This is a genomic window from Myroides sp. C1519 (assembly GCF_038039755.1).
Lineage (GTDB): Bacteria > Bacteroidota > Bacteroidia > Flavobacteriales > Flavobacteriaceae > Flavobacterium > Flavobacterium phaeum_A.
On sequence record NZ_JBBPHM010000007.1, the window covers coordinates 1 to 23,976 of the forward strand.

24 protein-coding genes and 1 tRNA gene are annotated in these 23,976 nt (G+C 34.3%); 16 read left to right on the forward strand and 9 right to left on the reverse strand.

The window, feature by feature from the left end; all coding sequences use genetic code 11:
- Positions 1-228 precede the first annotated feature (228 nt).
- Positions 229-299, forward strand: a tRNA-Gln gene (locus AABL81_RS05590).
- Between the two features lie 105 nt (positions 300-404).
- Here the strand turns inward: AABL81_RS05590 and AABL81_RS05595 are convergent.
- The 5 genes from AABL81_RS05595 to AABL81_RS05615 are packed head-to-tail and all read right to left on the reverse strand — an operon-like array spanning position 405 to position 5,111.
- Complete coding sequence (locus AABL81_RS05595) at positions 405-1,190, reverse strand: enoyl-CoA hydratase/isomerase family protein (RefSeq protein ID WP_341340537.1); 786 nt, start codon at positions 1,188-1,190, stop codon at positions 405-407.
- A gap of 11 nt (positions 1,191-1,201) precedes the next feature.
- On the reverse strand, positions 1,202-2,674 hold the full coding sequence (locus tag AABL81_RS05600) for a sensor histidine kinase (protein ID WP_158209905.1): 1,473 nt from the start codon (positions 2,672-2,674) through the stop codon (positions 1,202-1,204).
- The gene (locus tag AABL81_RS05605; protein WP_341340538.1) at positions 2,674-3,216 is read right to left on the reverse strand and encodes a CopD family protein; all 543 of its coding nucleotides are present in this window, start codon (positions 3,214-3,216) and stop codon (positions 2,674-2,676) included. The genes AABL81_RS05600 and AABL81_RS05605 overlap by 1 nt, the downstream gene beginning before the upstream one ends.
- A 2-nt stretch (positions 3,217-3,218) precedes the next feature.
- On the reverse strand, positions 3,219-4,235 hold the full coding sequence (hemH, locus tag AABL81_RS05610; protein WP_341340539.1) for a ferrochelatase: 1,017 nt from the start codon (positions 4,233-4,235) through the stop codon (positions 3,219-3,221).
- 3 nt (positions 4,236-4,238) lie between these two features.
- Positions 4,239-5,111: a helix-turn-helix transcriptional regulator gene (locus AABL81_RS05615; RefSeq protein ID WP_158209908.1), complete on the reverse strand. Its 873-nt coding sequence runs from the start codon at positions 5,109-5,111 to the stop codon at positions 4,239-4,241.
- A gap of 231 nt (positions 5,112-5,342) precedes the next feature.
- Here AABL81_RS05615 and hemA point away from each other — a divergent pair, with 231 nt between their 5' ends.
- The 13 genes from hemA (at position 5,343) to dnaG (ending at position 19,706) form a co-directional block, all read left to right on the forward strand.
- Positions 5,343-6,602, forward strand: a complete 1,260-nt coding sequence (hemA, locus tag AABL81_RS05620) for a glutamyl-tRNA reductase (protein ID WP_158209909.1) — start codon at positions 5,343-5,345, stop codon at positions 6,600-6,602.
- Positions 6,595-7,524 carry a hydroxymethylbilane synthase gene (gene hemC / locus AABL81_RS05625; protein ID WP_158209910.1) on the forward strand — a complete coding sequence of 310 codons (930 nt, stop codon included), beginning with the start codon at positions 6,595-6,597 and terminating at the stop codon, positions 7,522-7,524. Before hemA ends, hemC begins: the two co-directional genes overlap by 8 nt.
- 1 nt (position 7,525) lies before the next feature.
- A complete protein-coding gene (locus tag AABL81_RS05630; protein WP_341340540.1) occupies positions 7,526-8,191 on the forward strand; it encodes a uroporphyrinogen-III synthase in 666 nt (221 codons plus the stop codon).
- 37 nt (positions 8,192-8,228) lie between these two features.
- Positions 8,229-9,257 carry a uroporphyrinogen decarboxylase gene (gene hemE / locus AABL81_RS05635; protein WP_090409448.1) on the forward strand — a complete coding sequence of 343 codons (1,029 nt, stop codon included), beginning with the start codon at positions 8,229-8,231 and terminating at the stop codon, positions 9,255-9,257.
- 66 nt (positions 9,258-9,323) lie between these two features.
- Positions 9,324-9,683 carry a hypothetical protein gene (locus tag AABL81_RS05640; protein WP_158209913.1) on the forward strand — a complete coding sequence of 120 codons (360 nt, stop codon included), beginning with the start codon at positions 9,324-9,326 and terminating at the stop codon, positions 9,681-9,683.
- 8 nt (positions 9,684-9,691) lie between these two features.
- Positions 9,692-9,988: a hypothetical protein gene (locus AABL81_RS05645; protein ID WP_341340541.1), complete on the forward strand. Its 297-nt coding sequence runs from the start codon at positions 9,692-9,694 to the stop codon at positions 9,986-9,988.
- Entirely contained in the window at positions 9,985-10,890 is a 906-nt protein-coding gene (hemF, locus tag AABL81_RS05650) for an oxygen-dependent coproporphyrinogen oxidase (protein WP_158209914.1), read from the forward strand. The genes AABL81_RS05645 and hemF overlap by 4 nt, the downstream gene beginning before the upstream one ends.
- 126 nt (positions 10,891-11,016) lie before the next feature.
- On the forward strand, positions 11,017-12,009 hold the full coding sequence (gene hemB, locus AABL81_RS05655) for a porphobilinogen synthase (RefSeq protein WP_341340542.1): 993 nt from the start codon (positions 11,017-11,019) through the stop codon (positions 12,007-12,009).
- 474 nt (positions 12,010-12,483) lie between these two features.
- Positions 12,484-12,894: a c-type cytochrome gene (locus AABL81_RS05660; protein ID WP_341340543.1), complete on the forward strand. Its 411-nt coding sequence runs from the start codon at positions 12,484-12,486 to the stop codon at positions 12,892-12,894.
- Positions 12,895-13,357: 463 nt separating this feature from the next.
- The gene (locus AABL81_RS05665) at positions 13,358-14,959 is read left to right on the forward strand and encodes a fumarate hydratase (protein ID WP_158209916.1); all 1,602 of its coding nucleotides are present in this window, start codon (positions 13,358-13,360) and stop codon (positions 14,957-14,959) included.
- 486 nt (positions 14,960-15,445) lie between these two features.
- On the forward strand, positions 15,446-16,486 hold the full coding sequence (gene rlmN, locus AABL81_RS05670) for a 23S rRNA (adenine(2503)-C(2))-methyltransferase RlmN (protein ID WP_158209917.1): 1,041 nt from the start codon (positions 15,446-15,448) through the stop codon (positions 16,484-16,486).
- A gap of 161 nt (positions 16,487-16,647) precedes the next feature.
- On the forward strand, positions 16,648-17,628 hold the full coding sequence (locus AABL81_RS05675; RefSeq protein WP_158209918.1) for a polyprenyl synthetase family protein: 981 nt from the start codon (positions 16,648-16,650) through the stop codon (positions 17,626-17,628).
- Between the two features lie 95 nt (positions 17,629-17,723).
- The gene (gene dnaG, locus AABL81_RS05680) at positions 17,724-19,706 is read left to right on the forward strand and encodes a DNA primase (RefSeq protein WP_341340544.1); all 1,983 of its coding nucleotides are present in this window, start codon (positions 17,724-17,726) and stop codon (positions 19,704-19,706) included.
- A gap of 41 nt (positions 19,707-19,747) precedes the next feature.
- Here dnaG and AABL81_RS05685 read toward each other — a convergent pair whose 3' ends face one another.
- Entirely contained in the window at positions 19,748-20,209 is a 462-nt protein-coding gene (locus tag AABL81_RS05685) for a hypothetical protein (protein WP_158209920.1), read from the reverse strand.
- Between the two features lie 66 nt (positions 20,210-20,275).
- Entirely contained in the window at positions 20,276-21,079 is an 804-nt protein-coding gene (gene nadE, locus AABL81_RS05690) for an NAD(+) synthase (RefSeq protein ID WP_341340545.1), read from the reverse strand.
- A 70-nt stretch (positions 21,080-21,149) separates the two neighbouring features.
- Between nadE and gldB the strand changes: the two genes are divergently transcribed.
- Positions 21,150-22,136, forward strand: a complete 987-nt coding sequence (gldB, locus tag AABL81_RS05695; protein ID WP_158209922.1) for a gliding motility lipoprotein GldB — start codon at positions 21,150-21,152, stop codon at positions 22,134-22,136.
- Positions 22,136-22,474: a gliding motility protein GldC gene (gldC, locus tag AABL81_RS05700; protein WP_090409473.1), complete on the forward strand. Its 339-nt coding sequence runs from the start codon at positions 22,136-22,138 to the stop codon at positions 22,472-22,474. The genes gldB and gldC overlap by 1 nt, the downstream gene beginning before the upstream one ends.
- A 42-nt stretch (positions 22,475-22,516) precedes the next feature.
- Here gldC and AABL81_RS05705 read toward each other — a convergent pair whose 3' ends face one another.
- Entirely contained in the window at positions 22,517-23,497 is a 981-nt protein-coding gene (locus AABL81_RS05705) for a LuxE/PaaK family acyltransferase (RefSeq protein ID WP_158209923.1), read from the reverse strand.
- A gap of 95 nt (positions 23,498-23,592) precedes the next feature.
- Positions 23,593-23,943 carry a T9SS type A sorting domain-containing protein gene (locus AABL81_RS05710; protein WP_233269313.1) on the reverse strand — a complete coding sequence of 117 codons (351 nt, stop codon included), beginning with the start codon at positions 23,941-23,943 and terminating at the stop codon, positions 23,593-23,595.
- Positions 23,944-23,976 lie beyond the last annotated feature (33 nt).

The following is a 23,976-nucleotide window of genomic DNA, read 5'->3' on the forward strand; positions in this document are numbered from 1 at the left end:
TCGAGTCCTAGTAGGCCAACGAAAGCCTCTTGAGAAATCAAGAGGCTTTTTTTATGTCTAAAAATTATTTGTTAAAGTTTTCTTATCGTATTATTGAGAATGAATGGGTTACGGTTTTACTGGGGAAAATAACAACAAAAAGTTTAAATAATATTTGCAAGAATAGAAAAATGTGCTAATTTTGCCCTCGCATTGAAGAAGTAATAACGCTTTTGAAATGATTGGTACTGGCCTATGGTGTAATGGTAACACAGCTGATTTTGGTTCAGTCGTTCTAGGTTCGAGTCCTAGTAGGCCAACGAAAGCCTCTTGAGAAATCAAGAGGCTTTTTTTATTGCTCAAGGTCATATAAGGAGTAGTGAATAAACAAAAGAGGTCAGATATATATCTGACCTCTTTTGTAATTAATTATGTCCTGTGAAATTTGCTTTTCTTTTTTCTAAGAAAGCCGTTGTTCCTTCTTTAAAATCTTCTGTTTCGAAACATTCTCCAAAGTTTTTGATTTCCTCGTGGTAACCATTTACATTCTCTTTGAAGTTTGCATTGATTGATTTGATTGCTTTGGCAATTGCAGTGGCTGAATTTAAAGCTATTTTAGATGCTATCTTCTTTGTGAAGTCTAAAAGTTCGTCTTGTTCTACAACGTGGTTAACTAAGCCGTAATTTAACGCTGTTTCTGCATCAATCATTTGTGCAGTCATAATCATTTCCATTGCACGTCCTTTTCCTACTAATTGTGGTAAACGTTGTGTTCCTCCATAACCAGGAATAAGACCTAATGTTACTTCTGGTAATCCCATCTTAGCATTTTTTGAAGCAACTCTAAAATGAGAAGCCATTGCTAATTCTAATCCTCCTCCTAATGCAAAGCCATTAATGGCAGAAATTACAGGTTTACCTAAATTTTGAATATAATCAAATAAAAGCTCTTGTCCTTTAGATGCTAATTGAGAACCTGCACTTTGTCCAAAGTTTGAAAATTCCTTGATATCTGCTCCTGCTACAAAGGCTTTTTCTCCACTTCCAGTCAAGATGATAACTCTTGTATCTTTATCTTTTTCAATTTGTTTTAAAGCCTGGTGTAATTCTTCAATAGTAGGCTTGTTTAGTGCATTTAGTTTAGTTGGACGATTAATCGTCACTATGGCTAAATTACCTTCTTTCTCGATTAGAATATTTTCAAAATCCATAATATATGTTTTTAAGTTTTAGTTATTGGTAATGTTACAATGAATGTAGTTCCTACATTTAGTTCACTTTCAAATGTAATGGTACCGTTGTAATTGGTGATAATATTTTTAATAATACCCAATCCAAGTCCCATACCACTTGATTTTGTAGTAAACTTAGGTTCAAATATTTTAGTTTTATCTTCAATTGTTATTCCAGTTCCATTATCTGAAACTTGAATAATAACGTTTTCACTTGTTCTTGAAATACTAACATTTACCTGAGGTTTTTCGTTGTCATCAGGGATAGCTTGTATTGCATTTTTGACTAAGTTAGTAATAATTCTGATTAGTTGTGTTCTGTCTATTTTGGAAATGATCTCTTTATCAGTGCTTTCAAAATGTATGAAGTTTTCATTAAAGATATCTAATGAAAGTTGCACTGCTTTTACAACATCGATCGTTTCATTTTGTTGTGCTGGCATAGAAGCAAAACTTGAGAATGCTGTAGCCACAGAGGTCATTGTGTCTATTTGCTGAATTAAAACTTGACAGAAGTCGTTTAGTTTTTCTTTTACATTAGGATCTTCTGGATTGAATCGTCTTTCAAAACTCTGTACCGTTAACCTCATTGGTGTTAATGGGTTTTTAATCTCGTGAGCAACTTGCTTTGCCATTTCCCTCCAAGCTTGCTCTCGTTCGTTTTGAGCAAGTTTGAGATACGACTCATCAAGTTTTTCAACCATATCATTATAGGCTTGTATAAGGGTTGAAATCTCTTTACTGGTTGAAGACATTTCAATCTTCTCATTTTTCTGCCCAAGTTTAGTACTTGTTATCTTTATACTAATGTTCTTTAAACTTTGTGTAATATAGTTGGATAGGAAGTAAGATATAGCAATGGACATAATTAGCATAATTATATACACTTGTCCGAACTTTATCATAAAGTTTTTAATCTCATTTTCATAAAATTCTGTCTTCTCTTCATAAGGAATTTTGATAATTCCCAAAGGCTTAAATTTTAGGTCTTTTAGAAAACTATAGGCAATGCGGATTCTGTTGTTGTCAATTGTTTGAATATCAACAAATCGCTTGTTTGGTGCCGACTGTATAGTCTTTAAGATTAAAGGGGATATGTTTTTAGGAATACTGTCGACAGAAAAAGTACCTCTTGATGAGATCAAGAGGTTACCTGTTAAGTCGTGTATATTAATTTCTGTATTGTGAATTGCCGCTAATTCGTGAATCTTATCTCTAAAGATAAGAGGAATATTCTCTGTGTTTAGAGGATATGTAGTTGTGGTGAGGATGTAATTTATATTTTCATTAACTGAGCTTTCCTTTCTTTCTAATCGATACTGGTGATAGGTACGCGCTTCTTCTCTGAATTGATAAACAGATACTGCTGAAATCAATACAGAAGATATTATACTCAGGAAAATTAATGAAAAGAATATTCTGTTTCTCAACGAGAAATTCTTCAATATAAATTCATCTTTCATTATCTATTGTTGCGTTCTCTCACGCGTTTGTAAAATTTAATGCCTATCATTAATAAAACAGAAAGGCCAACTAATCCTACCACGCCAAAGATCCAATTAAAAGTACTTTTTAAAATTACTAAAAATACAACAGAAAATAAAATAAGTGTCGCTCCTTCATTCCACAATCTAAAATAAGAAGACGTTTTTGTCAATGTTCGCTTATTTATTTGTTGCACATATTTGTGACATTGCAAATGGTAAGCAATTAATAAAACAACAAACAATAATTTGATGTGCATCCACGGCATTTGTAATAAAGCAGGACTGTAAATAAACATTCCAACTCCAAAAGCAGTAGCTAACACCGCAGCAGGCCACGTAATAATGTTCCAAAGCCTATTGGTCATTATGGTGTACTGATCTCTAAGAATCTTTTGCTCTATTTCTGATTTATCTGCTGTTTCAGCATAATAAACAAATAAGCGTACGATATAAAATAGTCCTGCAAACCAACATACAATGAAAATGATGTGTAGGGCTTTGAGGTAAAAGTATAACATGATTATTTATTTTGCCATTCTTTAATCCAAGTAACTAATGCGTCTATCCACATCTCGTCTTCATTTAAACAAGGAATTGTTCTAAATTCTTCTCCTCCGTGTTTGATGAATTCTTCGTGTGCTTCCATTCCGATCTCTTCCAAAGTCTCTAAACAGTCTGCTACAAAGGCTGGTGTTACAACAGCTAATTTCTTAATTCCCTTTTCTGCTAATCCATTTACAGTTGCATCTGTAGGTGGTTGTAACCATTTGTCTGCTCCTAAACGAGACTGAAATGAGTTTGTGTATTTGTCTGCCGGAATGTTTAATTTTTCAACTACTTGGCGTGTTGTTTCTAAACATTGATGTCTGTAGCAAAAGTCGTGCGCTTTTGATGCTGTAACACAACAAGAACCATCTATTTTACAATGTCCTTTCGTAACATCTGATTTTCTAATGTGTCTTTCTGGTACTCCGTGGTATGAAAAAACAATATGATCATAGTCATATCCTTCTAAATGTGATTGAATAGAATGTGCTAATGCATCTACGTATTCTTTTTTGTTGTAAAAAGCAGGGAAGCTTGTTACTTTCATTGCAGGGAAGTGTTTTTGTCTAACTTCTTCTGCTAATACATCAATTGTTTCTGTAGTAGCCATTGCAAATTGTGGGTACAATGGAATCATTAATACATCATCAACACCTTGAGCGTGTAAAGCTGCTAATCCAGTTTTGATTGATGGTTCGCCATAACGCATAGCTAATTCAACTGGAATATCAACCTTTTGTTGCACTTTTTTGTGTTGACGTTGTGAAATCACAATTAAAGGAGAGCCTTCTGGCCACCATATTTTCTTGTAAGCTTCTGCCGACTTTTTAGGTCTTGTGTTTAAAATAATACCTTTAACTAATAGAGCTCTTAAGATGTAAGGCATATCAATTACCCTTTCATCCATTAAGAATTCTCCTAAATATGGTTTAACATCTTTTGCAGTGGGTGTTTTTGGCGACCCTAAGTTTACTAATAATATACCTTGCATTGTTTAATTGTTTGAGTTTAGAGACATTAAGTATTTTTTTGGAGTAGTACCAAATTTCTTTTTAAAAGCAGCGATAAAATGGCTTGCTGAGCTGTAGCCAATTTTCAACCCTACTTCATTTACATTATAAGAACCGTTGTCTAATAATTTTCTGGCGTATTCCATCTTATAATCAAATAAGAAACTAAATACTGAGTCTCCGTAAATTTGTTTAAAGCCTAATTTTAATTTCTTAATATTAATTCCCACCATATCCGCTAATTCTTGCAATGTTGGTGGTTCTGCCATTTTACTTATTATAATATCCTTTGCTTTTTTGATTTTTACAACGTCATCTTCGTCAGATAAGAAAGGACAATTATCTAAGTTTTGGTCTTCGTTTTGGTTAAAAAGCAAGCTTAATAACTCGTATATCTTTCCTGTGTAATAAAGTTTTTTGATTGAAGGATTCATATAGAAATTGAACAATTGGTTCAAAACAATCGCCATTGAAGGGGTGATGTCTTCTTCGCCATAATACTTCTTGTCTTGATTCTCCGGAGTCAAAAAACCAATAAACTCTGCTTCTGTTGAGAAAAGAGAGTGGAATTTTTTAATAGAGATCAATACACTAATAATCCAAGTGTTTGGCGCTATTTCAAGATGAACCGGTAATTTCTTTTGTGGGTTATAAAGAATAAGGGATTTTTCTTCATTAAGAGCCAGTGCATAAGCTCCTTGGTTAAATATAAACTTCCCATTTCCCTTTAAACCAAAGTAGAATTGAATGACATCTGTGCCCATTTCTCTTTCAAAGCGAATAGATTGTTGGGTTGTGTTTTCAAAACGCAGTATTGAAAAATGTTCGTCTATAATAATTTCTTCAGTTGGACTCATAGCGATATTTTATGGTTAATAGAAAAAACTTATTGTTATACTTTTTATTTAGAAAGACTCTAATTAAGCTTTGTTAAAGCCCTTGCTATGCCTGCAAATGTACTGTATTATAACGGAATATGATTCTTTTTTTTTGATATTTCTCTTAGCGATATAAATAGTCCCTCCAGCGTTACTTTTGTCGATTCATTAATCCTAAATTTGTTTACTTTTTTGAAATAACGATATAGTATGGACAAAATAGATACGGCTAAATCCGCTACTTTTTATGCAGTTGGTTTAAGTTATAAGAAAGCAGACGCCGAAATGCGTGGGAAGTTTAGTCTAAGTGATGAAGCCAAAGATAATCTATTGAATCAAGCCAAGAATGAAGGAATCGGAAGTTTAATTGTGATTTCTACCTGTAATAGAACTGAGATATTTGGCTTTGCACAACACCCTTTTGAACTGATTAAATTACTTTGTGATAATAGTAATGGTACTGTGGATGATTTCCGCAATGTTGCTTATGTGTATAAAACACGTGAGGCTATTGAACATTTGTTCAGAGTAGGTACAGGGTTAGATAGTCAGATTTTAGGGGACTTTGAGATTATCAGTCAAATTAAGAATGCCTTCTATTTATCGAAAGAAAAAGGGTTAACTACAAACTACTTCGAACGTTTAGTTAACGCTGTAATTCAAGCAAGTAAACGCATTAAGAATGAAACAGAGTTGAGCTCTGGTGCTACTTCTGTATCTTTTGCTTCTGTACAATATATAATGGACCACGTTGAAAACATATCTAACAAGAATATCTTGTTGTTTGGAACGGGTAAAATAGGGCGCAATACGTGTGAGAATCTTGTAAAACACACGAAGAACGATCATATTACTTTAATTAATCGTACAAAAGAAAGAGCTTTAGAGGTTGCAGGTAAGTTTAATTTAATCGTTAAAGATTATGCTGATTTACAATCTGAAATTCGCAAAGCAGATGTGTTGATTGTGGCTACAGGAGCACAGAAGCCAACTGTTGATAAAGCGTTATTAAGCTTAAATAAACCTCTTGTTATTTTAGATTTATCTATTCCGATGAATGTTTCTGAGGATGTGAGAACACTGGATAATGTAGAGCTAATACACCTTGATTATTTATCTCAAATGACAGATAAAACAATCGAGAGAAGAAAAGAATTTATTCCCCAAGCAGAAGAAATTATTGAAGAGATAATGAAAGAGTTTATCGCTTGGACTAAAATGCGCAAATTCGCCCCTACGATTCACGCTTTAAAATCTAAATTAGAGGAAATAAAAGATGGTGAATTAGATTATCAAAAGAAGAAAATTGATAATTTCGACAGTGAGCAAGCTGAGATTATCAGTATGCGTATTATTCAAAAAATTACTACTCACTTTGCTAACCACCTTCGCCACGAAGAAACAGTGGTTGACCAAAGTATAGAGTGGATAGAAAAAGTTTTCCAATTAGAATCCAATCATAATGAATAGAGTTATCAAAATCGGTACACGTGATAGTGAACTGGCTTTATGGCAAGCAAACAAAGTTGAAAGTGAACTTAAGAAGTTAGGTTATCAAACTCAATTAGTACCTGTTAAATCTACAGGTGATTTAGTGTTAGATAAACCCCTATATGAAATGGGTATTACGGGTATTTTTACAAAAACCCTTGATGTAGCCATGATTAAGAAAGAAGTCGATATTGCAGTGCATTCGATGAAAGACGTGCCTACTATGTTACCTGAAGGTATTGTGCAAGGGGCTGTTTTAAAACGTGCTAACTCTGTTGATATCTTATTACATAAAGGTGATGTTGATTTTCTTAATCCAGACAAAGAAGCTGTTGTTGCAACAGGTAGTTTGAGAAGAAAAGCACAATGGCTTAACCGTTTTCCTAAACATACAATAGTTGATTTACGTGGGAATGTAAATACGCGTATGCAAAAATTAGAAGACAACGATTGGAATGGTGCAATCTTCGCTTCAGCGGGGTTAGATCGTATTAAAAAGAAACCTAAAAATTATATCAACTTAGATTGGATGATTCCTGCTCCAGCACAAGGTGCTATGGTTGTTGTTGTAAACAGTGACGATAGTTTTGCAATGGAAGCTGTTTCTATGTTGAACAACTATGAAACGGAAATGGCTACGCATATCGAACGTCAGTTTTTACGTACGTTAGAAGGTGGGTGTACGGCTCCAATTGGTGCATTAGCTACTTATAATGACCACGATGATACAATCAATTTTAAAGGGGTGTTATTCTCTTTAGATGGAAAAGAAAAGTTTGAAGTTAATAAAGTTGTTCCAATTGAAGAATGGAAAAAGCTTGGTTTTTTTGCCGCTAAAGAGATTCTTGAAAACGGAGGAAGTGTGTTAATGGAGAAGTTGCGCGAGCAATTAAAAAAATAATATGTCTGTAATTCCTACAATTTTATCTACACGTAAAGTAAAAGCAAAAGATTTACAAGGGTGGAATAACGCTACTTGTACACTTTTACAAGCCGACTTTATAACAACAGAGGCGATTCCTTTTGACTTAACAAAGGTGAATGAATACTTGTTGTTTACAAGTCAAAATGCTGTGCGCAGTGTTTTACAAATTGATGAGTTGGCAGTGTTGCAATCAAAACCGACACTATGTGTAGGGATTAAGACCAAAGAATTATTAGAACAAAATGGATGGGAAGTAAAAGCTTGGGCACATTATGCAAAAGATTTAGCTCCTATTTTGATAAAGGACTTTAAACACGATACAATCACTTTTTTTAGTGGGAGTATGCGCCGAGATGTTTTACCAGATGCATTTCGAGCGAATAATATTCACTTTAACGAGTTTAAAGTTTATGAAACAGTATTGAGTCCCCATAAAATATCTGATAAGGTTGATGGACTGTGTTTTTACAGCCCATCGGCAATTCAGAGCTATCTTCAGTTAAATACAATTACCGATGAGGTGTGTTTTTGTATTGGAGATACAACAGCAGAAGCATTAAAAGAAGTAACACAAAATATTGTATTGGCAGAACAACCAACAGTTGAAGCAACATTACAAGCTTGTGTCAAATATTATCAATAAAGTCAGCTAAAAATTGACGTATTAAAATCTATAGGAAATGATTAAAAATGATTTATTCTTAAGAGCCTTAAAAGGAGAAACAGTAGAAAGACCACCTGTGTGGATGATGCGCCAAGCAGGTAGATATTTACCAGAGTTTCGTGCCTTACGAGATAAATATGATTTTTTTACACGTTGTAGAATGCCTGAGATCGCGGCTGAAATTACAGTACAACCAATTCGTATTGTAAAACCAGATGCTGCAATTTTATTCTCAGATATTTTAGTAGTACCACAGGCGATGAATATTGATGTAGAAATGAAACCAGGTGTTGGACCGTGGGTACCTAACCCTATTCGTTCTGCAAAAGATGTTGAGCAAGTGATTGTTCCTAATATTGAAGAGACATTAGGATATGTAATGGATGCTATTAAAGTAACGAAGGAAATGTTGAATGATGAGGTGCCATTGATTGGATTCGCTGGTTCTCCTTGGACTATCTTTTGTTATGCAGTAGAAGGGAAAGGTTCTAAGAGCTTTGATTTAGCAAAAGGATTCTGTTTTTCTGACCCTGTTGCAGCACATACATTGTTACAAAAAATTACAGATACTACAATTTTATACTTAAAAGAAAAAGTAAAAGCAGGGGTAAACGCTGTTCAGATTTTTGACTCTTGGGGAGGAATGTTATCTCCGGTTGACTATCAAGAATTTTCTTGGAGATATATTAATCAAATTGTAGAGGCGTTATCAGAGATTACTCCTGTTATCGTTTTTGGTAAAGGATGTTGGTTCGCGCTTCCTGAAATGGCAAAATCTAAAGCATCTGCATTAGGAGTTGATTGGACTTGTAGCCCACAAAATGCTCGTTTATTTACAGGTGGAGATATTACTTTACAAGGAAACTTTGACCCAAGCCGCTTAATGTCGCCAATTCCTACTATCAAAAAGATGGTACACGAAATGATTGATGCATTTGGAAAAGATAAATATATCGTGAATTTAGGACACGGTATCTTACCTCATATCCCTGTTGACCACGCAAAAGCTTTTATCGAAGCTGTGAAAGAATACGAACAGAAATAATAAATATAAACAGAAAGGTTTACGAGTTAATTGTAAACTTTTCTGTCTTTTTATACCATATCGTTTATGCTAAATAAAGGAATAAAAAGTGAAGAGGATAGACGCATTGAGTCTATCGTTATGAAATTGTCGTCTATTGGTTTTGTACCAGAGGACAAAAAAGTTATGGAAGACTTAGATGAGGAGTTAAAGAAAGTAGGGTTGAGTTATGAACATATGTTGACAATGGCAGATAAGGAATTAGCACAACATTTACATCGACTTAATTTTGCTTGGGATAAAATGGAGCAATTTGCAGATATTTTAGTTCAATGGGCTAAAAAAGAGGTTGCTTTAAAGCCAAAAGCAAAGGCAGTCTATCAATATATTCAGGATGAAAGCAAAATGTTTTCATTTGATATAATGAGTAAGATTAGCCAATTATAAAAGGGGAAATGCATTACTTAAGAAAAGGAGTTATACTGACTTTTGGTATATGGTGTGTGCTATTAATCTATTTAATGTATGCGAATTTCGTCGAAATGCGTGAGCCGTATTGTCCAGAGTTTATACCTATTCATCACTTCTTTTTAGTCTTGAGTATCACTGTTGTTTTACCCTATCTGTTTTTGTTTGCGATCAACGTAATAGAGCACAATAAAAAGACTAATCAGTTTATGACCATAACAAAGTTGTACATCAGTACAATGCTATTGTTTGGGATAGGCTGTATCGTAGATTATTTAGTATGAAAGAAAAATTTTATCAGTATATACAACAACTACAAGACCAAATTACAAAAGGGTTAGAGGATGTTGATGGAAAAGCTAAGTTTCAAGAAGACTTGTGGACTCGCCCTGAAGGGGGAGGTGGAAGAACGCGTGTCATTGAAAATGGGAATGTATTTGAAAAAGGGGGAGTAAACATCTCTGCTGTTCACGGCGTTTTACCTGTTTCAATGCAAAAGTATTTTAATGTAGGAGATGTTGATTTCTTCGCTTGTGGATTGAGTTTAGTTATTCACCCTACAAGTCCAATGGTGCCAACTGTTCACGCAAATTGGCGTTATTTTGAAATGTATGATAAACAAGGAAATGTAGTTCGTTCTTGGTTTGGAGGAGGACAAGACCTTACGCCTTATTACTTATTTGACGAGGATGCGACTCACTTTCATTCTGTGTGTAAAACGGCTTGTGATAAACACAATGAAGCGTTTTATCCTCAGTATAAAAAGCAATGTGATGAGTACTTTTGGAATGCACACCGCAACGAAGCAAGAGGTGTGGGTGGATTGTTTTTTGACCGTTTAGAAGAAACGACAGAAATGACTTCACAGCAATGGTATGATTTTGTAACAGAGGTAGGAAATAGCTTCTTAGAGGCTTATGTGCCTATTGTTGAAAAACGCAAAGACTTGCCTTATACTGATGAACAAAGAAATTGGCAGGAAATTAGAAGAGGTCGTTATGTTGAGTTTAATTTAGTACACGACAAAGGAACTTTATTTGGACTGAAAACGAACGGACGTATAGAGTCTATTTTAATGAGTTTACCTCCACACGTGCAGTGGGTGTATGATCACCACCCTGAAGAAGGAAGCGAGGAGGCACGACTATTAGAGATACTTGGTAATCCAAGAGAATGGGCAATTTAGTTTTCTGTTAACTATAAACAATATTAAAAACACATCGTAGTTTCCAGTTAGTGGTTTGCGGTTTCAACACTATAAACAGTCAACCGTTAACTGTAAACTATCGACATTAATCAAAATATAAAGATTATGTTTCCATTACAAAGAGGTAGAAGATTAAGAACAAATGAGTCTATTCGTAGTTTAGTAAGAGAAACTATTGTGACTCCACAAGATTTTATGTTTCCAATGTTTGTCGCAGAAGGAACAAATGTACAAGAAGCTATTCCGTCAATGCCAGGAATGTTCAGACGCTCTGTTGACTTAACGGTTAAAGAGGTAAAAGAACTTTATGCATTAGGTATTCGCGCTGTAAATATTTACGTAAAAGTAAGTGAGCATTTAAAAGACAATGCAGGAACAGAAGCGTGGAATCCAAACGGATTAATGCAAACGGCTATTAAAGCAATTAAAGACGCTTGTCCTGAGATGATTGTTATGCCTGACGTGGCATTAGATCCATATTCAATTTATGGGCACGATGGTATTATTGAAAACGGAGTAGTTGTCAATGACCCAACAGTAGACGCATTGATGAAAATGAGTGTTTCTCACGCTGAAGCAGGAGCAGATTTCGTAGCACCAAGTGATATGATGGATGGTCGTATTTTACGTATGAGACAAGCGTTAGATCAAAGCGGATTTACAAACGTGGGAATTATGAGCTATTCTGCAAAATATGCGTCTGCTTTTTACGGACCTTTCCGCGATGCTTTGGATAGTGCACCTGTTGATAATATGGAGATTCCGAAAGATAAGAAAACGTATCAAATGGACTATGCAAATAGAATAGAGGCAGTAAAAGAAGCGTTGTATGACGTGGAAGAAGGAGCTGATATTTTAATGGTAAAACCAGGGATGGCTTATTTAGACATCGTACGTGAGGTTAAAAATGCAGTGAATGTGCCAATTTCAGTTTACCAAGTTTCTGGTGAGTATGCAATGGTTAAAGCAGCATCAGAAAGAGGATGGTTAGACCACGATCAAATTATGATGGAGCAATTGACTTGTATTAAACGTGCTGGGGCAAGTATTATCTCAACATACTTTGCTAAAGAAGCGGCAATTTTATTGAATAAATAATTTTTCAATTGTTATAACGAGAAGGGTGTCCTACTGGGACACCCTTTTTTATTGGGCTTTTTTTTCTGTAGTAGGGAGGTGCGGAATAGGAATGGATAGGAGAATAAACATTTTAATTTTTTACTAAAACCAGCATTTTTAAAGGCGATTTTGGATGAATATATAGTCTTAAAATAAAATTATCTGAGTGTTATGCTGTCTGTTTGTATATTTTTTCTATACCTTATGTAGATTGGATGTATGCTTTTACATAAGAAGTATACATTGACTATACATACAGTATACATACACTATACAAGGAAGCATTTTAAAACGTGTCTAATTCTGTATTATTTTAAGCACGCTTTGTTTATTTTAGGGAGTAGAGACGAGGCGTTTATTACGTCATTTTATCTAAATAAATAGAATGTTTTTCAAATCTATATTTTGGTACTGATTTTGTAGTTTTGTAAGAACAACAAATAAACAAAGTATATGACAACATTTATAAAATCTGCTTTAGTGGTTTTTGCCGCTATGAGTATGCTTGCTTGTGGTAATAAAGAAGAAAAGAAAGCACCAGAACCTGTTTATGAATCAGAAAGAGGTGGAGCGACAGAGATGTCTGAAACAGAGAAAATAGCTTTGGGTAAAAAGTTATTTGAAGGAAAGGGAACTTGTTTTTCTTGTCATATGGCAGATAAAAAAGTGATTGGACCAAGTATCAAAGAAATTGTTGAGGTATATGAAAAGCATAATGCAGACCTTGTTTCATTTTTGAAAGGTAATGAGGAAGCAATAGTAGAACCTTCTCAATTTGCTGTAATGCAGGCAAATTTTGCAATTACTAAAAAGATGACTGATGTAGAGTTGGAATCATTAGTTGCTTATATGAAAAGTATTTAGTTGAACTTTAAAAACGTTCTCATTTATAGTTAGAAATCCTGAGGTGTAATGCTTCAGGATTTTTTTTGTGATTTTTGAGAGCTATTAATCTTCTTTTAAAGTAAATAGCCTTTAAGTTTGATAATGAGTAAATTGATAGTTGGTTGCTCGCTAATTAGTAAAGTGTTTTTTTCTTAATGAATAAGTTTTTATAGAAGAAATGTGAATAGAATAATTTAATTAATTGTATGAAATATAGCGTTTTACTCTATTAAAATTAGAAAGATAATGGATTTGATGTATAGAGTGTTGAGGTTGTCTTTAAAAGTTGTAATAACCTTTTTACTCCATTCGCAAATGAATTATTTAGATGAATTCAAAATGTTGTTAAACCCTTGTAAATGCTGGTTATTTAGACTTATTCTAAGAATGTTTGAGGGGTATATTTAGTAACTTTACTAAGTTAAATTAAACTAACAATTCAATGGACTTCATATATCAAGAACCGTATCCAATCCTAAAGGATGATACACAGTACAAAAAGATATCTTCTGAGTATGTAAAAGTAGAGAAATTAGGAGATCGTGAAATTTTAGTAGTTGATCCTAAGGGGATTGAATTATTAGCAGAAACGGCAATGACTGACGTTTCTTTTATGTTGAGAACAGCTCACCTTGAAAAGTTAAGAGCTATTTTAGATGATCCAGAAGCGACAGATAACGATCGTTTTGTGGCTTATAACTTATTACAAAATGCAGCTGTTGCTATTGACGGGCAATTGCCTTCTTGTCAAGATACAGGTACTGCAATTGTAGTAGCTAAAAAAGGTGAAAATGTATATACAGGTTCTAATGATGCCGAGAGTTTATCGAGAGGTATCTTTGAAACTTACCAAAAGAAAAACTTGAGATATTCTCAAATTGTTCCGATTAGTATGTTTGAAGAGAAAAACTCTGGTTCAAATTTACCTGCACAAATTGATATTTATGCGACACAAGGGAATAAGTATGAATTCTTATTCTTAGCAAAAGGTGGAGGTTCTGCTAACAAAACGTTCTTGTACCAAAAAACTAAGTCTTTATTAAATGATAAAAACTTAACTGAGTTTATCAAAGAAAAAATTATGGATTTAGGTACTGCTGCTTGTCCTCCTTATCACTTAGCTTTAGTGATTGGTGGTACGTCAGCTGAGGCTAACTTAGCTGCTGTGAAAAAAGCATCTGCAGGGTACTATGACAATCTACCTACTTCTGGTAATATGGGAGGTCAAGCTTTCCGTGATTTAGAGTGGGAGAAAAAACTACAACTTATCTGTCAAGAGTCTCATATTGGAGCACAGTTTGGTGGTAAATATTTTACACACGATGTACGTGTAATCCGTTTACCTCGTCACGCTGCTTCTTGTCCTGTTGGATTAGGTGTTTCTTGTTCTGCTGATAGAAATATCAAAGCGAAAATTACTGCTGAAGGATTATTCGTTGAGCAATTAGAAACTAACCCAGCAAGATTATTACCTGCGACAGCTCCTCATTTAGAAGAGCCGGTAGTAATTGACCTTGATAAACCAATGAAAGAACAATTGGCTGAATTGACAAAACATCCAATTAAAACTCGTGTAATGTTAAATGGAACTGTGATTGTAGCACGCGACATCGCTCACGCAAAAATCCAAGAAATGTTAGACAATGGGCAAGAAATGCCTGAGTACTTTAAAAATCACCCAGTGTATTATGCTGGACCTGCAAAAACTCCAGAAGGAATGCCTTCAGGAAGTTTTGGACCGACAACTGCTGGACGTATGGACCCATACGTTGATGCTTTCCAAGCTGTAGGTGGTAGTATGATTATGCTTGCTAAAGGTAACCGTTCTCAAGCTGTTACTGATGCTTGTAAAAAACACGGTGGTTTCTATTTAGGTTCTGTTGGTGGACCAGCTGCTATCCTTGCAAAAGAGAATATCTTAAGCGTTGAGGTGGTTGACTTCCCAGAATTAGGAATGGAAGCTGTACGTAAGATTAAAGTGAAAGATTTCCCTGCGTTCATCATCACTGATGACAAAGGAAATGACTTCTTCCAAAACTTATAAGAATAAACTAACGATTCAATAAGCAAAAGAGCTAACTATTATAGTTAGCTCTTTTTTTATGGAACAATTTTAGTAGGTCATATTCTAAATGTAATAGCTGTTTATTTATGAAGTAAATACTTGATTCTTAAATAATAATATTATTATAAAACTGGTGTTAATATTAGCAAATATCAATGCTGTTTTTTTATTATTTCGTAATTTTAATATGTCCTAAAGAAGTGAATAAGGGTAGCGGGAATAGGGATGAAGATATACATAAAATACAGGGCATACTTTCTGTATGTGTTTACAAGAAAATAAGTTTACATAGTTTTGATTTATATTTGAGATTTAAAAGAGCAGGTAGTAATACCTGCTTTTTTTGTTTAAGTGTATTGCTAATTGTGCCTTTTTTGTAAGGGTGTATAAATGAATCGATTTGGGAAGATACTTTCATTTATATTTTGGAATCCAAATTAGAAGAAAATAAATTAACTTTGCAGCATGCAAACGGATAAAAAAGATATTAGAAGCTTATCGAAAGAAGAATTGAGAGACTTTTTTGTTGCTCAAGGTGATAAGGCATTTAGAGGGAACCAAGTTTACGAGTGGTTGTGGAGTAAAGGAGCTCATACTTTTGAAGATATGAGTAACTTATCTAAGACTACACGTGAAATGTTGATGGATAATTTTGTGATTAACCACGTAAAGGTGGATAATATGCAATGTAGTTCAGATGGAACTATTAAAAATGCTGTGAAACTTCACGATGGCCTTGTCGTTGAATCTGTTTTAATTCCAACTGCTACAAGAACTACTGCTTGTGTTTCGTCTCAAGTAGGATGTAGTTTGGATTGTGAATTTTGTGCTACTGCGCGTTTAAAACGTATGCGTAACTTGAATCCAGATGAGATTTATGACCAAGTATTGACGATTGACCGTCAGAGTCGTGAACATCGCAATATTCCATTGTCAAATATTGTATTTATGGGAATGGGTGAGCCATTGATGAACTACAATAATGTACAAAAAGCAATTGATAAGATTACTTCTGAAGAGGGATTAGGTATGTCGCCTAAGCGTATTACTGTGTCTACTTCTGGTATTCCAAAGATGATTACGAAATTAGCAGATGATGGCGTTAAGTTTAAACTTGCGGTGTCTTTGCACTCAGCTATTGAGGAGATTCGTAACCGTATTATGCCTTTCTCAAAAAGTTTTCCTTTAACTGATTTGCGTGATTCATTGCAATATTGGTATTCTAAGACTAAGAGTAGAGTTACTTTTGAATATGTGATTTGGAAGGGAATTAACGATGATAAAAAGTCTATTGATGCCTTAGTTAAATTCTGTAAATACGTTCCTTGTAAAGTAAACTTGATTGAGTATAATCCAATTGATGATGGGGAGTTTCAACAAGCAGATGAACAGGCAACGTTGAATTATATCAAAGCTTTAGAGGCAAATGATATTACTGTAGTGGTAAGAAGAAGTAGAGGGAAAGATATCGATGCTGCTTGTGGTCAATTAGCTAATAAATCGTAATTACTTTTGACAGAAGTAATATAGATTATTGGTTTAATGACGTTTTTTTTCAATCGATTTTAAGATTTGTTAGAAATGCTTGTTTTTTAGCTGTTTGTGATTGTGAAATCTATTAACAGGAAAGGAGCTATAGATATAAAAAAGTCGTATTTTTGGTTACAATGAATATAGTACAGCAAATAAAACAGCCCATACAGCAGGAGATGGACCTCTTTGAAAAGAAGTTCCGCAATTCAATGGCTACAAAAGTAGCCTTGCTGAATAGAATTACTTACTACATTGTAAATAGAAAGGGGAAACAAATGCGTCCAATGTTTGTTTTCTTAGTGGCTAAAATGACAGGAGAAGGACAAGTTAACGAACGCGCTTATCGCGGGGCTTCTGTTATTGAACTTATCCATACGGCTACTCTTGTACACGACGACGTTGTGGATGATAGTAATAAGCGAAGAGGGTTCTTCTCTCTAAGTGCTTTGTGGAAAAACAAAATTGCCGTTTTAGTAGGTGATTACCTTTTGTCAAAAGGATTATTGTTGTCAATAGACAATGGTGACTTTGACTTATTACGCATTATTTCTGTGGCTGTACGTGAAATGAGCGAAGGGGAGTTATTACAAATTGAAAAGGCAAGACGACTTGATATTACTGAAGATGTTTATTACGAGATTATTCGTCAAAAGACAGCTACATTAATTGCTGCGTGTTGTTCTCTTGGTGCGGCAGCTGTTCAACCAGAGAATGCTGAACTTATAGAGCGTATGCGTAAGTTTGGTGAGTTGATAGGGATGGCGTTTCAGATTAAAGACGACTTGTTTGATTATTCTGATGGGCCGATTGGTAAGCCAACGGGAATTGATATTAAGGAGCAAAAGATGACTCTTCCGTTGATTTATGCATTAAATGTTTCTGAGCCGAAAGACCGAAAATGGTTAATTAATTCTGTGAAGAACTATAATGAGGATAAGCGTCGCGTGAAGGAAGTGATTGCTTATGTAAAAGAAAAGGGAGGAATGGAGTATGCTACCAAAAAGATGGTTGAATACCAACTTGAGGCATTAGCTATTTTAAATGATTTTCCTGATTCTCCTTATAAAGAAGCGTTAACCACTATGGTTAATTACGTTATTGAAAGAAAAAAGTAGTAATCTACTTTGCTATATATACACAGAAGTTGCTTAGACTAAAATGGTTTAAGCAACTTCTTTTTTTATCTTTGTCTATTCAAAATTAAAGTGAAATGATTTCTAAAAGTACTATTGATGCCGTTTTTGACGCAGCTCGTGTAGAAGAGGTGATCGGAGATTACGTAAACCTGAAAAAATCGGGTAGTAATTTCAAAGGTCTGAGCCCTTTTGTAAACGAGAAGACTCCGTCGTTTATGGTATCTCCAGTTAAGCAGATATGGAAAGACTTTAGTTCTGGAAAAGGAGGGAATGTGATTAGTTTCTTAATGGAACACGAACATTTCTCTTATCCTGAAGCGATTCGCTACTTAGCCAAAAAATACGGTATCGAGATTGAAGAAACGCAACAGACAGATGAGGAGAAGGAGCATATGAATGAAAAGGAAAGTATGTTTGTGGTGTCTGAGTATGCCAAAAAATACTTTCACGATACAATGTATGAGACGGAAGAAGGAAAAGCAATTGGGATGTCTTATTTTAAGGAGCGTGGGTTTACACCAGAGACTATTAAAGACTTTGGGTTAGGGTATTCTCCTGATAAGTGGACTGCGTTTACTGACGATGCAATACAAAAAGGATATTCATTGGAGTATCTTGAAAAGACAGGGTTAACGATTGTTAAGGAAGATAAGAAGTTTGACCGCTTTAAAGGACGTGTGATGTTCCCTATTCAAAGTATGTCTGGTCGTGTTTTAGGATTCGGTGGACGTATTTTGACTAATGATAAAAAGGCTGCTAAATATCTGAACTCTCCTGAGAGTGATATTTACCACAAAAGTAAAGTGTTGTATGGTATTTACCACGCAAAACAAGAAATAGCAAAGAAAGATAATTGCTACTTAGTTGAGGGGTATACAGACGTTATCCAGATGCATCAAGCAGGGATTAAAAACGTGGTTGCGTCTTCGGGTACTGCCTTAACACCTGATCAGATTCGCTTAGTAAGCCGTTTGACAAAAAACATTACGATGTTGTTTGATGGTGATGCTGCAGGAGTACGTGCTTCGTTAAGAGGAGTAGATCTGATTTTGGAAGCAGGAATGAACGTTCGTGTTTGTTCATTGCCAGAAGGAGAAGACCCAGATAGTTTTGCAAGAAAACATACACAAGAACAGTTAGAGACGTATTTTGAAGGAAATGCGAAAGACTTTATCCGTTTCAAAGCAAGTTTGTTGATGGATGAAGCAAAGAATGATCCTATCAAAAAAGCTGACCTAATTAGGGATATGGTTGTGAGTATTTCTAAGATACCAGACCAAATTCAGAAAGAAATTTATGTGCAAGAATGTGCGCGTATAATGGATATTTCGGAGGAAGTATTGTTTAATTCTTTAGCACAAATCGGGCGAAAAGAATTAGCAGATGCTAATAAAAAGTTCATTGAAGAGAAGAAAAAACTTGAAGTAGTTCATTCATCTCCACAAGATAAAGAACAGATAGATCCTCAATATAATTTAGAGCGAAAGATAATAGAGATATTGCTTTTATACGGTAATGAACGTGAAGTATTTATAGAGTTACTTCTGGATGCAAATGAAGATAACGAAGTAATTGAAGTAGAAAATAAAGTAGAGCAAAAGGTGTATGAGCGCATTTTCTTGAGTTTACAAGAAGATGAGGTGCAGTTGGCTAATCCGTTATTTAAAGCTATTTACAGTGATATTATGGATTATTACAACCATAATGAGTGGAGTTTAGAAAACTATTTAAAAAGGTTAGCTCCGCAGTTTTCAAATGAAGTAACCAGTATCATTATGGAAGATGAAAAGAATTCATTGCACAAATGGGAGTCACAGAATATTATTGTGAAACAAAAATCACAAGGTATTTCTCAGTACGTTACTGAAACAATATTGACACTTCGAATGTATTTAGTAAATACAATGATAGATAAGTATAAAGCGAAATTGAAAGATGCAGAAGAGAAGCGTTCGTTGGAACTATTGTCAATCATTATGGATTATACAAGTCTGATAAATATGTTTTCAAAGCGATTAGGACAAGTAACGTCTCGTTTTAAAACAATAGATAATTAAACAAGAAAGCCACTTTAGACTCTAAAGTGGCTTTCTTGTATTTATTCGTATATGATTGTATCAACGACTACATCATCTGTTCTTAACTTTGGTACAATAGCATTGTACGTTATAAAGTCCTCATATCTTTGACGGTTATTGTAAAGTTTGACTTCTAATAAAACTTGATTAGAATAATTGCAAAATTGCGTTAGGATGGTTTCAATCTTTACATTTCTGTTTTTAATATAAACCTGTCCTATGATTAAATCATAGCGAGAAAAGTCTATTTGATTTTCAAAATAACGCGCATCTCTAACTCTATCTCTAAATTCTCTTTGAGATCTAATAACCGTGTATTCATTTCCTTTAAGTCCGCGAACGATTAAACCTCTTGGATCAATATTAGCAGAAGGCCTAAGATCATAAGTATTGACATATCCTTCATAGCATCCATAATCATCTGTTGTAGAACAAGCAGAGAAAGACAAGATTGCTATAAATAATAAAATAATTTTTTTCATTTCCTTATTTTTTGTCAAATGTAATATTTTAGCCAATAACTGACAAAAAGTATAGAATAGCGATTGCTATTTTAATTCTTGTGGTATTACACAAACTGGAATAGGCTGTATTTTGTGTTGATTGATTCGATTTAATCGGCTGTATATTTCGAAAACTTCTTTTTCTCTACCTGTAAAGTCCTCTGCTTTTGCACCTCTTTCATAAGCAAGCATTGCTACTTCTAATTCGTCATAATTAGCACCTAATTGATCCTCATCAGAACGTTCATCACCAAATAAACCATCTGTTGGTTTAGCGATTATAATGCTACTCGGAACTTTTAAGAACTCACCAATAGCTCTAACTTCAGATTTCATTAAGTCGGCAATTGGACTAACATCTACACCACCATCACCATATTTTGTAAAGAAACCAACGCCAAAGTCTTCTACTTTATTTCCTGTTCCTGCAACTAAGCTTCTGTGTAATCCAGCATAGTAGTAAAGCGTGGTCATTCTCAATCTCGCTCTTGTATTAGCAAGGGTAAGATTTAAAAGAGCTTCGTTATCAGAAGAAGGCACAGCATTTTTAAATGTTTCGAATGATGAAGTTAAATCAGCTTCTGTAGCGTGTACATTAGAAAAGTTTTGTTGTAAAAAAGCGATGTGCTCTTTTGCTCTACTAACCTGTGTAGGGTCTTGATGAATAGGCATCTCTACACAAAGAAGAGGTAATCCTGTCATAGCACATAAGGTTGAGGTAACAGCAGAGTCAATACCTCCTGAGATCCCAATTACATAACCTTGTACTTTTGCATTCTCAGCGTATTGTTTTAACCAAGTAACAATATGTTGCGTAACTGCTGGTGTATTGAAGTTTTTATTAATCATGTCTTAGAATATTTGTGATAGGTTGTGTACTATCTTAGTATATTTGTATTTGGTATAAAAATATAACAAGATGACTTTTTTCAAATTTAGTAATTTATCCCTTGTAGTTTTGCTTGCGAGTAGCCTTTTTTATGTTGGATGTGGCAATAAAGAAAGTCAGCTCGAAAAAGAAATAGGAGCTATTCCCGTTGAAATGCAAGTAGAGCGTTTTGATGAAATATTTTATGCAAGTAAAGCAGAAGAGTTACCTGCAGTAAAACAAAAGTTTCCTTATATGTTTCCTGCTCAACTTACAGATGAGTTTTGGATTGAGAAAAAGAGTGATACAATTTTTCAAGAGTTAAATGAAGAAGTAGAGAAACAATATAAAGATTTGGGTGCTTTGCCAAAGGACTTAGAATCGTTCTTTAAGCATATAAAATATTATTTTCCAGAAGAGGGGACTAAGAAGAAAGTAATAACAGCAATTTCAGAAGTTGATGTTTCTGTGAAAGCAATATATGCTGATAGTTTAGCTTTGATTGCCTTGGATACTTACTTAGGTAATGACCATCGATTTTATATGAACTTCCCTGAGTATTTAAGAGGAACGTTTGACAAAAGTCAGATATTACCAGATTTAGCAGAGAGTTTTGTGATGCAAAAGATGCGACCAAATACCGATAGAACATTTGTGGCAAATATGGTTCAACAAGGGAAGATGTTATATGCAAAAGAGCTATTGTTGCCAGGAGTTGATAAAGAAAATTTAATTGGATATACCAAAGAACAATTAGCTTGGTGTGGGGTAAATGAAGAGTATATGTGGCGTTATTTTGTGGAGAATCAATTGTTGTTTGAAACAGATTCAAAGTTAAGTACCCGTTTTATAGAGCCTGCTCCTTTTTCTAAATTCTATTTAGACATAGATGCAGATAGTCCAGGAAAAGTAGGAGCTTGGTTAGGTTGGCAAATTGTACGTTCGTATATGAAAAATAATAATGTAACTTTGCAACAACTTTTTAATACACAAGGAAAAGAAATTTTCGAACAATCAAAATACAAACCGAGAAAGTAATGAGTAAAAATCACGTTTCTGATATAAAAATTAGAGTAGAGTTAGATGAAAATCGCGTTCCAGAAAATATATCATGGACAGCAAAAGACGGTGGTGTTGAAAATGCTGCTTCAAAAGCGATGTTGTTATCTATATGGGATCACAAAGTAAAAGAAACTTTGCGTATTGATTTATGGACAAAAGATATGCCTGTTGATGAAATGAAGAAATTCTTTCACCAAACATTAGTAGCTATGGCAGATACTTTTGAAAGAGCAACAGAAGACGAAAAGATGTCTGCTACAATGAAAGACTTTTGTGATTATTTCGCAGAGAAAATGGACTTATTAGAAAAATAAAATAAGGTATAAAAAAAAGGAGCTTTTAAAGCTCCTTTTTTTTTATACTACCATAAGGTTACAACCTCGTATGTCAGAATTGTCAAATCTTCCCAGTATTTCGAAAGATCCATCTGAATATTTCTTTCCTAAATCTTGTGTTGCGATAAATGAACACGAGTTTATGTTTGCTAAATCAATTACATTCACTCCTCCAGTTTTTCCTTCTTCTACATAAGTTAAAGCATCTTCTGGATCACGAGTAAGTATATCCATCCACGGTGGGCATTCAAAAATACCATCTCCAAAAGAATATCCTTGAGACAGTAATTCTGTCATTCCATACTCCGAGTGTATTTTATTTACACCAAAACCATCACATAAGATTTTATGTAATTCCTCTCGGATCATTTCTTTTCTACGACCTTTCATTCCTCCTGTTTCCATAATAATGGTGTTTTTCAGGTCAAACTTATTCAGTTCGATTAAATCAAGAAGAGCATAAGTAACTCCAATAAGAAGAATGTTTTTTCCTTGTTGGTCTAAGTCAATTAATTTAGAAGATAATTCTTCGTAATTGTGAAGATAGAAACCACTTTCAGGATGAGCAGAAGAATTGATAAAGTCTTCAGCCATATAAATAAGAGAAGACCCTTCGCGCTCCAAATAAGAAGGCAAAAGGGCTAAGACTACATAGTCTTCAATATTTCCGTAAAAGTGCGAGAAAGCAGCTCTAAAGCTCTCCTCGTAGAAAGAAAGATCAGTTACGTGATGTTTACTTGTTACCATTCCTGTTGTACCACTACTTGTAAAAGTAGTTTTAATGGGATCTGTAGAGCTTAATACTTCTTTTGATTTAAAGAATTGAATTGGTAAAAAAGGCACGTCAACTAATGTTTTTACATTAGCAGGAGTTCTTTCTAATAAGTTACAGAATTGTTGGTATACAGGGTTATTTTCATACTGAAAGCGAAAGACTTTCATAGCTATTTTGTGAAACTCTTTCTTAGTTTGAATTTGTATGATTTCTTCTGGTTTAAACACGGTAAAAAATATTTTAAGGCAAAAGTACAAATAAAAAAAGAGCATCACTTTTATGCGATGCTCTTTTTCAGTTAAATCTAATATTTTAGAAATGCTTACTTGATAACAATCTTTCTTGTAGAAGTAGCATTGTTTTCTCTAATCTTTATAATATAAATTCCCGCATTAACGCTGTAAGGCAAACTAAGTTCTTTTGTATTCATCGTCATTGCAAATACTTTTTTACCCACTACATTATAAAGCTCAACCTCTTTCGGGTCGTTTTTCGTCGATTCTATATACAACTTTCCGCTGGCAGCAGCAGGATTAGGGGATATAGACAGCCCTTCGATATTCTGGTTCGAAAATCTTGGTTCATTGTAACGCAATCCACTTTGCGCGAATGCTGAGCTTGCGCCTAACATTGTAATGAACAATACGATAGTGTAAAAGTATTTATTTGCCATCTAAGAGAAATTATGGTATAAAAGTAGTAATAA

What these genes read in the sequence shown, in the direction of transcription:
- nadE (WP_341340545.1), bottom strand. Translation starts at nt 21,079, where the DNA reads ATGATTAATAAAAACTTCAATACACCAGCAGTTACGCAACATATTGTT.
- dnaG (WP_341340544.1), top strand. Translation starts at nt 17,724, where the DNA reads ATGATTTCTAAAAGTACTATTGATGCCGTTTTTGACGCAGCTCGTGTA.
- hemH (WP_341340539.1), bottom strand. Translation starts at nt 4,235, where the DNA reads ATGCAAGGTATATTATTAGTAAACTTAGGGTCGCCAAAAACACCCACT.
- AABL81_RS05660 (WP_341340543.1), top strand. Translation starts at nt 12,484, where the DNA reads ATGACAACATTTATAAAATCTGCTTTAGTGGTTTTTGCCGCTATGAGT.
- rlmN (WP_158209917.1), top strand. Translation starts at nt 15,446, where the DNA reads ATGCAAACGGATAAAAAAGATATTAGAAGCTTATCGAAAGAAGAATTG.
- hemB (WP_341340542.1), top strand. Translation starts at nt 11,017, where the DNA reads ATGTTTCCATTACAAAGAGGTAGAAGATTAAGAACAAATGAGTCTATT.
- gldB (WP_158209922.1), top strand. Translation starts at nt 21,150, where the DNA reads ATGACTTTTTTCAAATTTAGTAATTTATCCCTTGTAGTTTTGCTTGCG.
- AABL81_RS05600 (WP_158209905.1), bottom strand. Translation starts at nt 2,674, where the DNA reads ATGAAAGATGAATTTATATTGAAGAATTTCTCGTTGAGAAACAGAATA.
- AABL81_RS05595 (WP_341340537.1), bottom strand. Translation starts at nt 1,190, where the DNA reads ATGGATTTTGAAAATATTCTAATCGAGAAAGAAGGTAATTTAGCCATA.
- gldC (WP_090409473.1), top strand. Translation starts at nt 22,136, where the DNA reads ATGAGTAAAAATCACGTTTCTGATATAAAAATTAGAGTAGAGTTAGAT.
- AABL81_RS05640 (WP_158209913.1), top strand. Translation starts at nt 9,324, where the DNA reads ATGCTAAATAAAGGAATAAAAAGTGAAGAGGATAGACGCATTGAGTCT.
- AABL81_RS05685 (WP_158209920.1), bottom strand. Translation starts at nt 20,209, where the DNA reads ATGAAAAAAATTATTTTATTATTTATAGCAATCTTGTCTTTCTCTGCT.
- AABL81_RS05665 (WP_158209916.1), top strand. Translation starts at nt 13,358, where the DNA reads ATGGACTTCATATATCAAGAACCGTATCCAATCCTAAAGGATGATACA.
- hemE (WP_090409448.1), top strand. Translation starts at nt 8,229, where the DNA reads ATGATTAAAAATGATTTATTCTTAAGAGCCTTAAAAGGAGAAACAGTA.
- AABL81_RS05630 (WP_341340540.1), top strand. Translation starts at nt 7,526, where the DNA reads ATGTCTGTAATTCCTACAATTTTATCTACACGTAAAGTAAAAGCAAAA.
- hemA (WP_158209909.1), top strand. Translation starts at nt 5,343, where the DNA reads ATGGACAAAATAGATACGGCTAAATCCGCTACTTTTTATGCAGTTGGT.
- hemF (WP_158209914.1), top strand. Translation starts at nt 9,985, where the DNA reads ATGAAAGAAAAATTTTATCAGTATATACAACAACTACAAGACCAAATT.
- AABL81_RS05710 (WP_233269313.1), bottom strand. Translation starts at nt 23,943, where the DNA reads ATGGCAAATAAATACTTTTACACTATCGTATTGTTCATTACAATGTTA.
- AABL81_RS05615 (WP_158209908.1), bottom strand. Translation starts at nt 5,111, where the DNA reads ATGAGTCCAACTGAAGAAATTATTATAGACGAACATTTTTCAATACTG.
- AABL81_RS05645 (WP_341340541.1), top strand. Translation starts at nt 9,692, where the DNA reads ATGCATTACTTAAGAAAAGGAGTTATACTGACTTTTGGTATATGGTGT.
- AABL81_RS05605 (WP_341340538.1), bottom strand. Translation starts at nt 3,216, where the DNA reads ATGTTATACTTTTACCTCAAAGCCCTACACATCATTTTCATTGTATGT.
- hemC (WP_158209910.1), top strand. Translation starts at nt 6,595, where the DNA reads ATGAATAGAGTTATCAAAATCGGTACACGTGATAGTGAACTGGCTTTA.
- AABL81_RS05675 (WP_158209918.1), top strand. Translation starts at nt 16,648, where the DNA reads ATGAATATAGTACAGCAAATAAAACAGCCCATACAGCAGGAGATGGAC.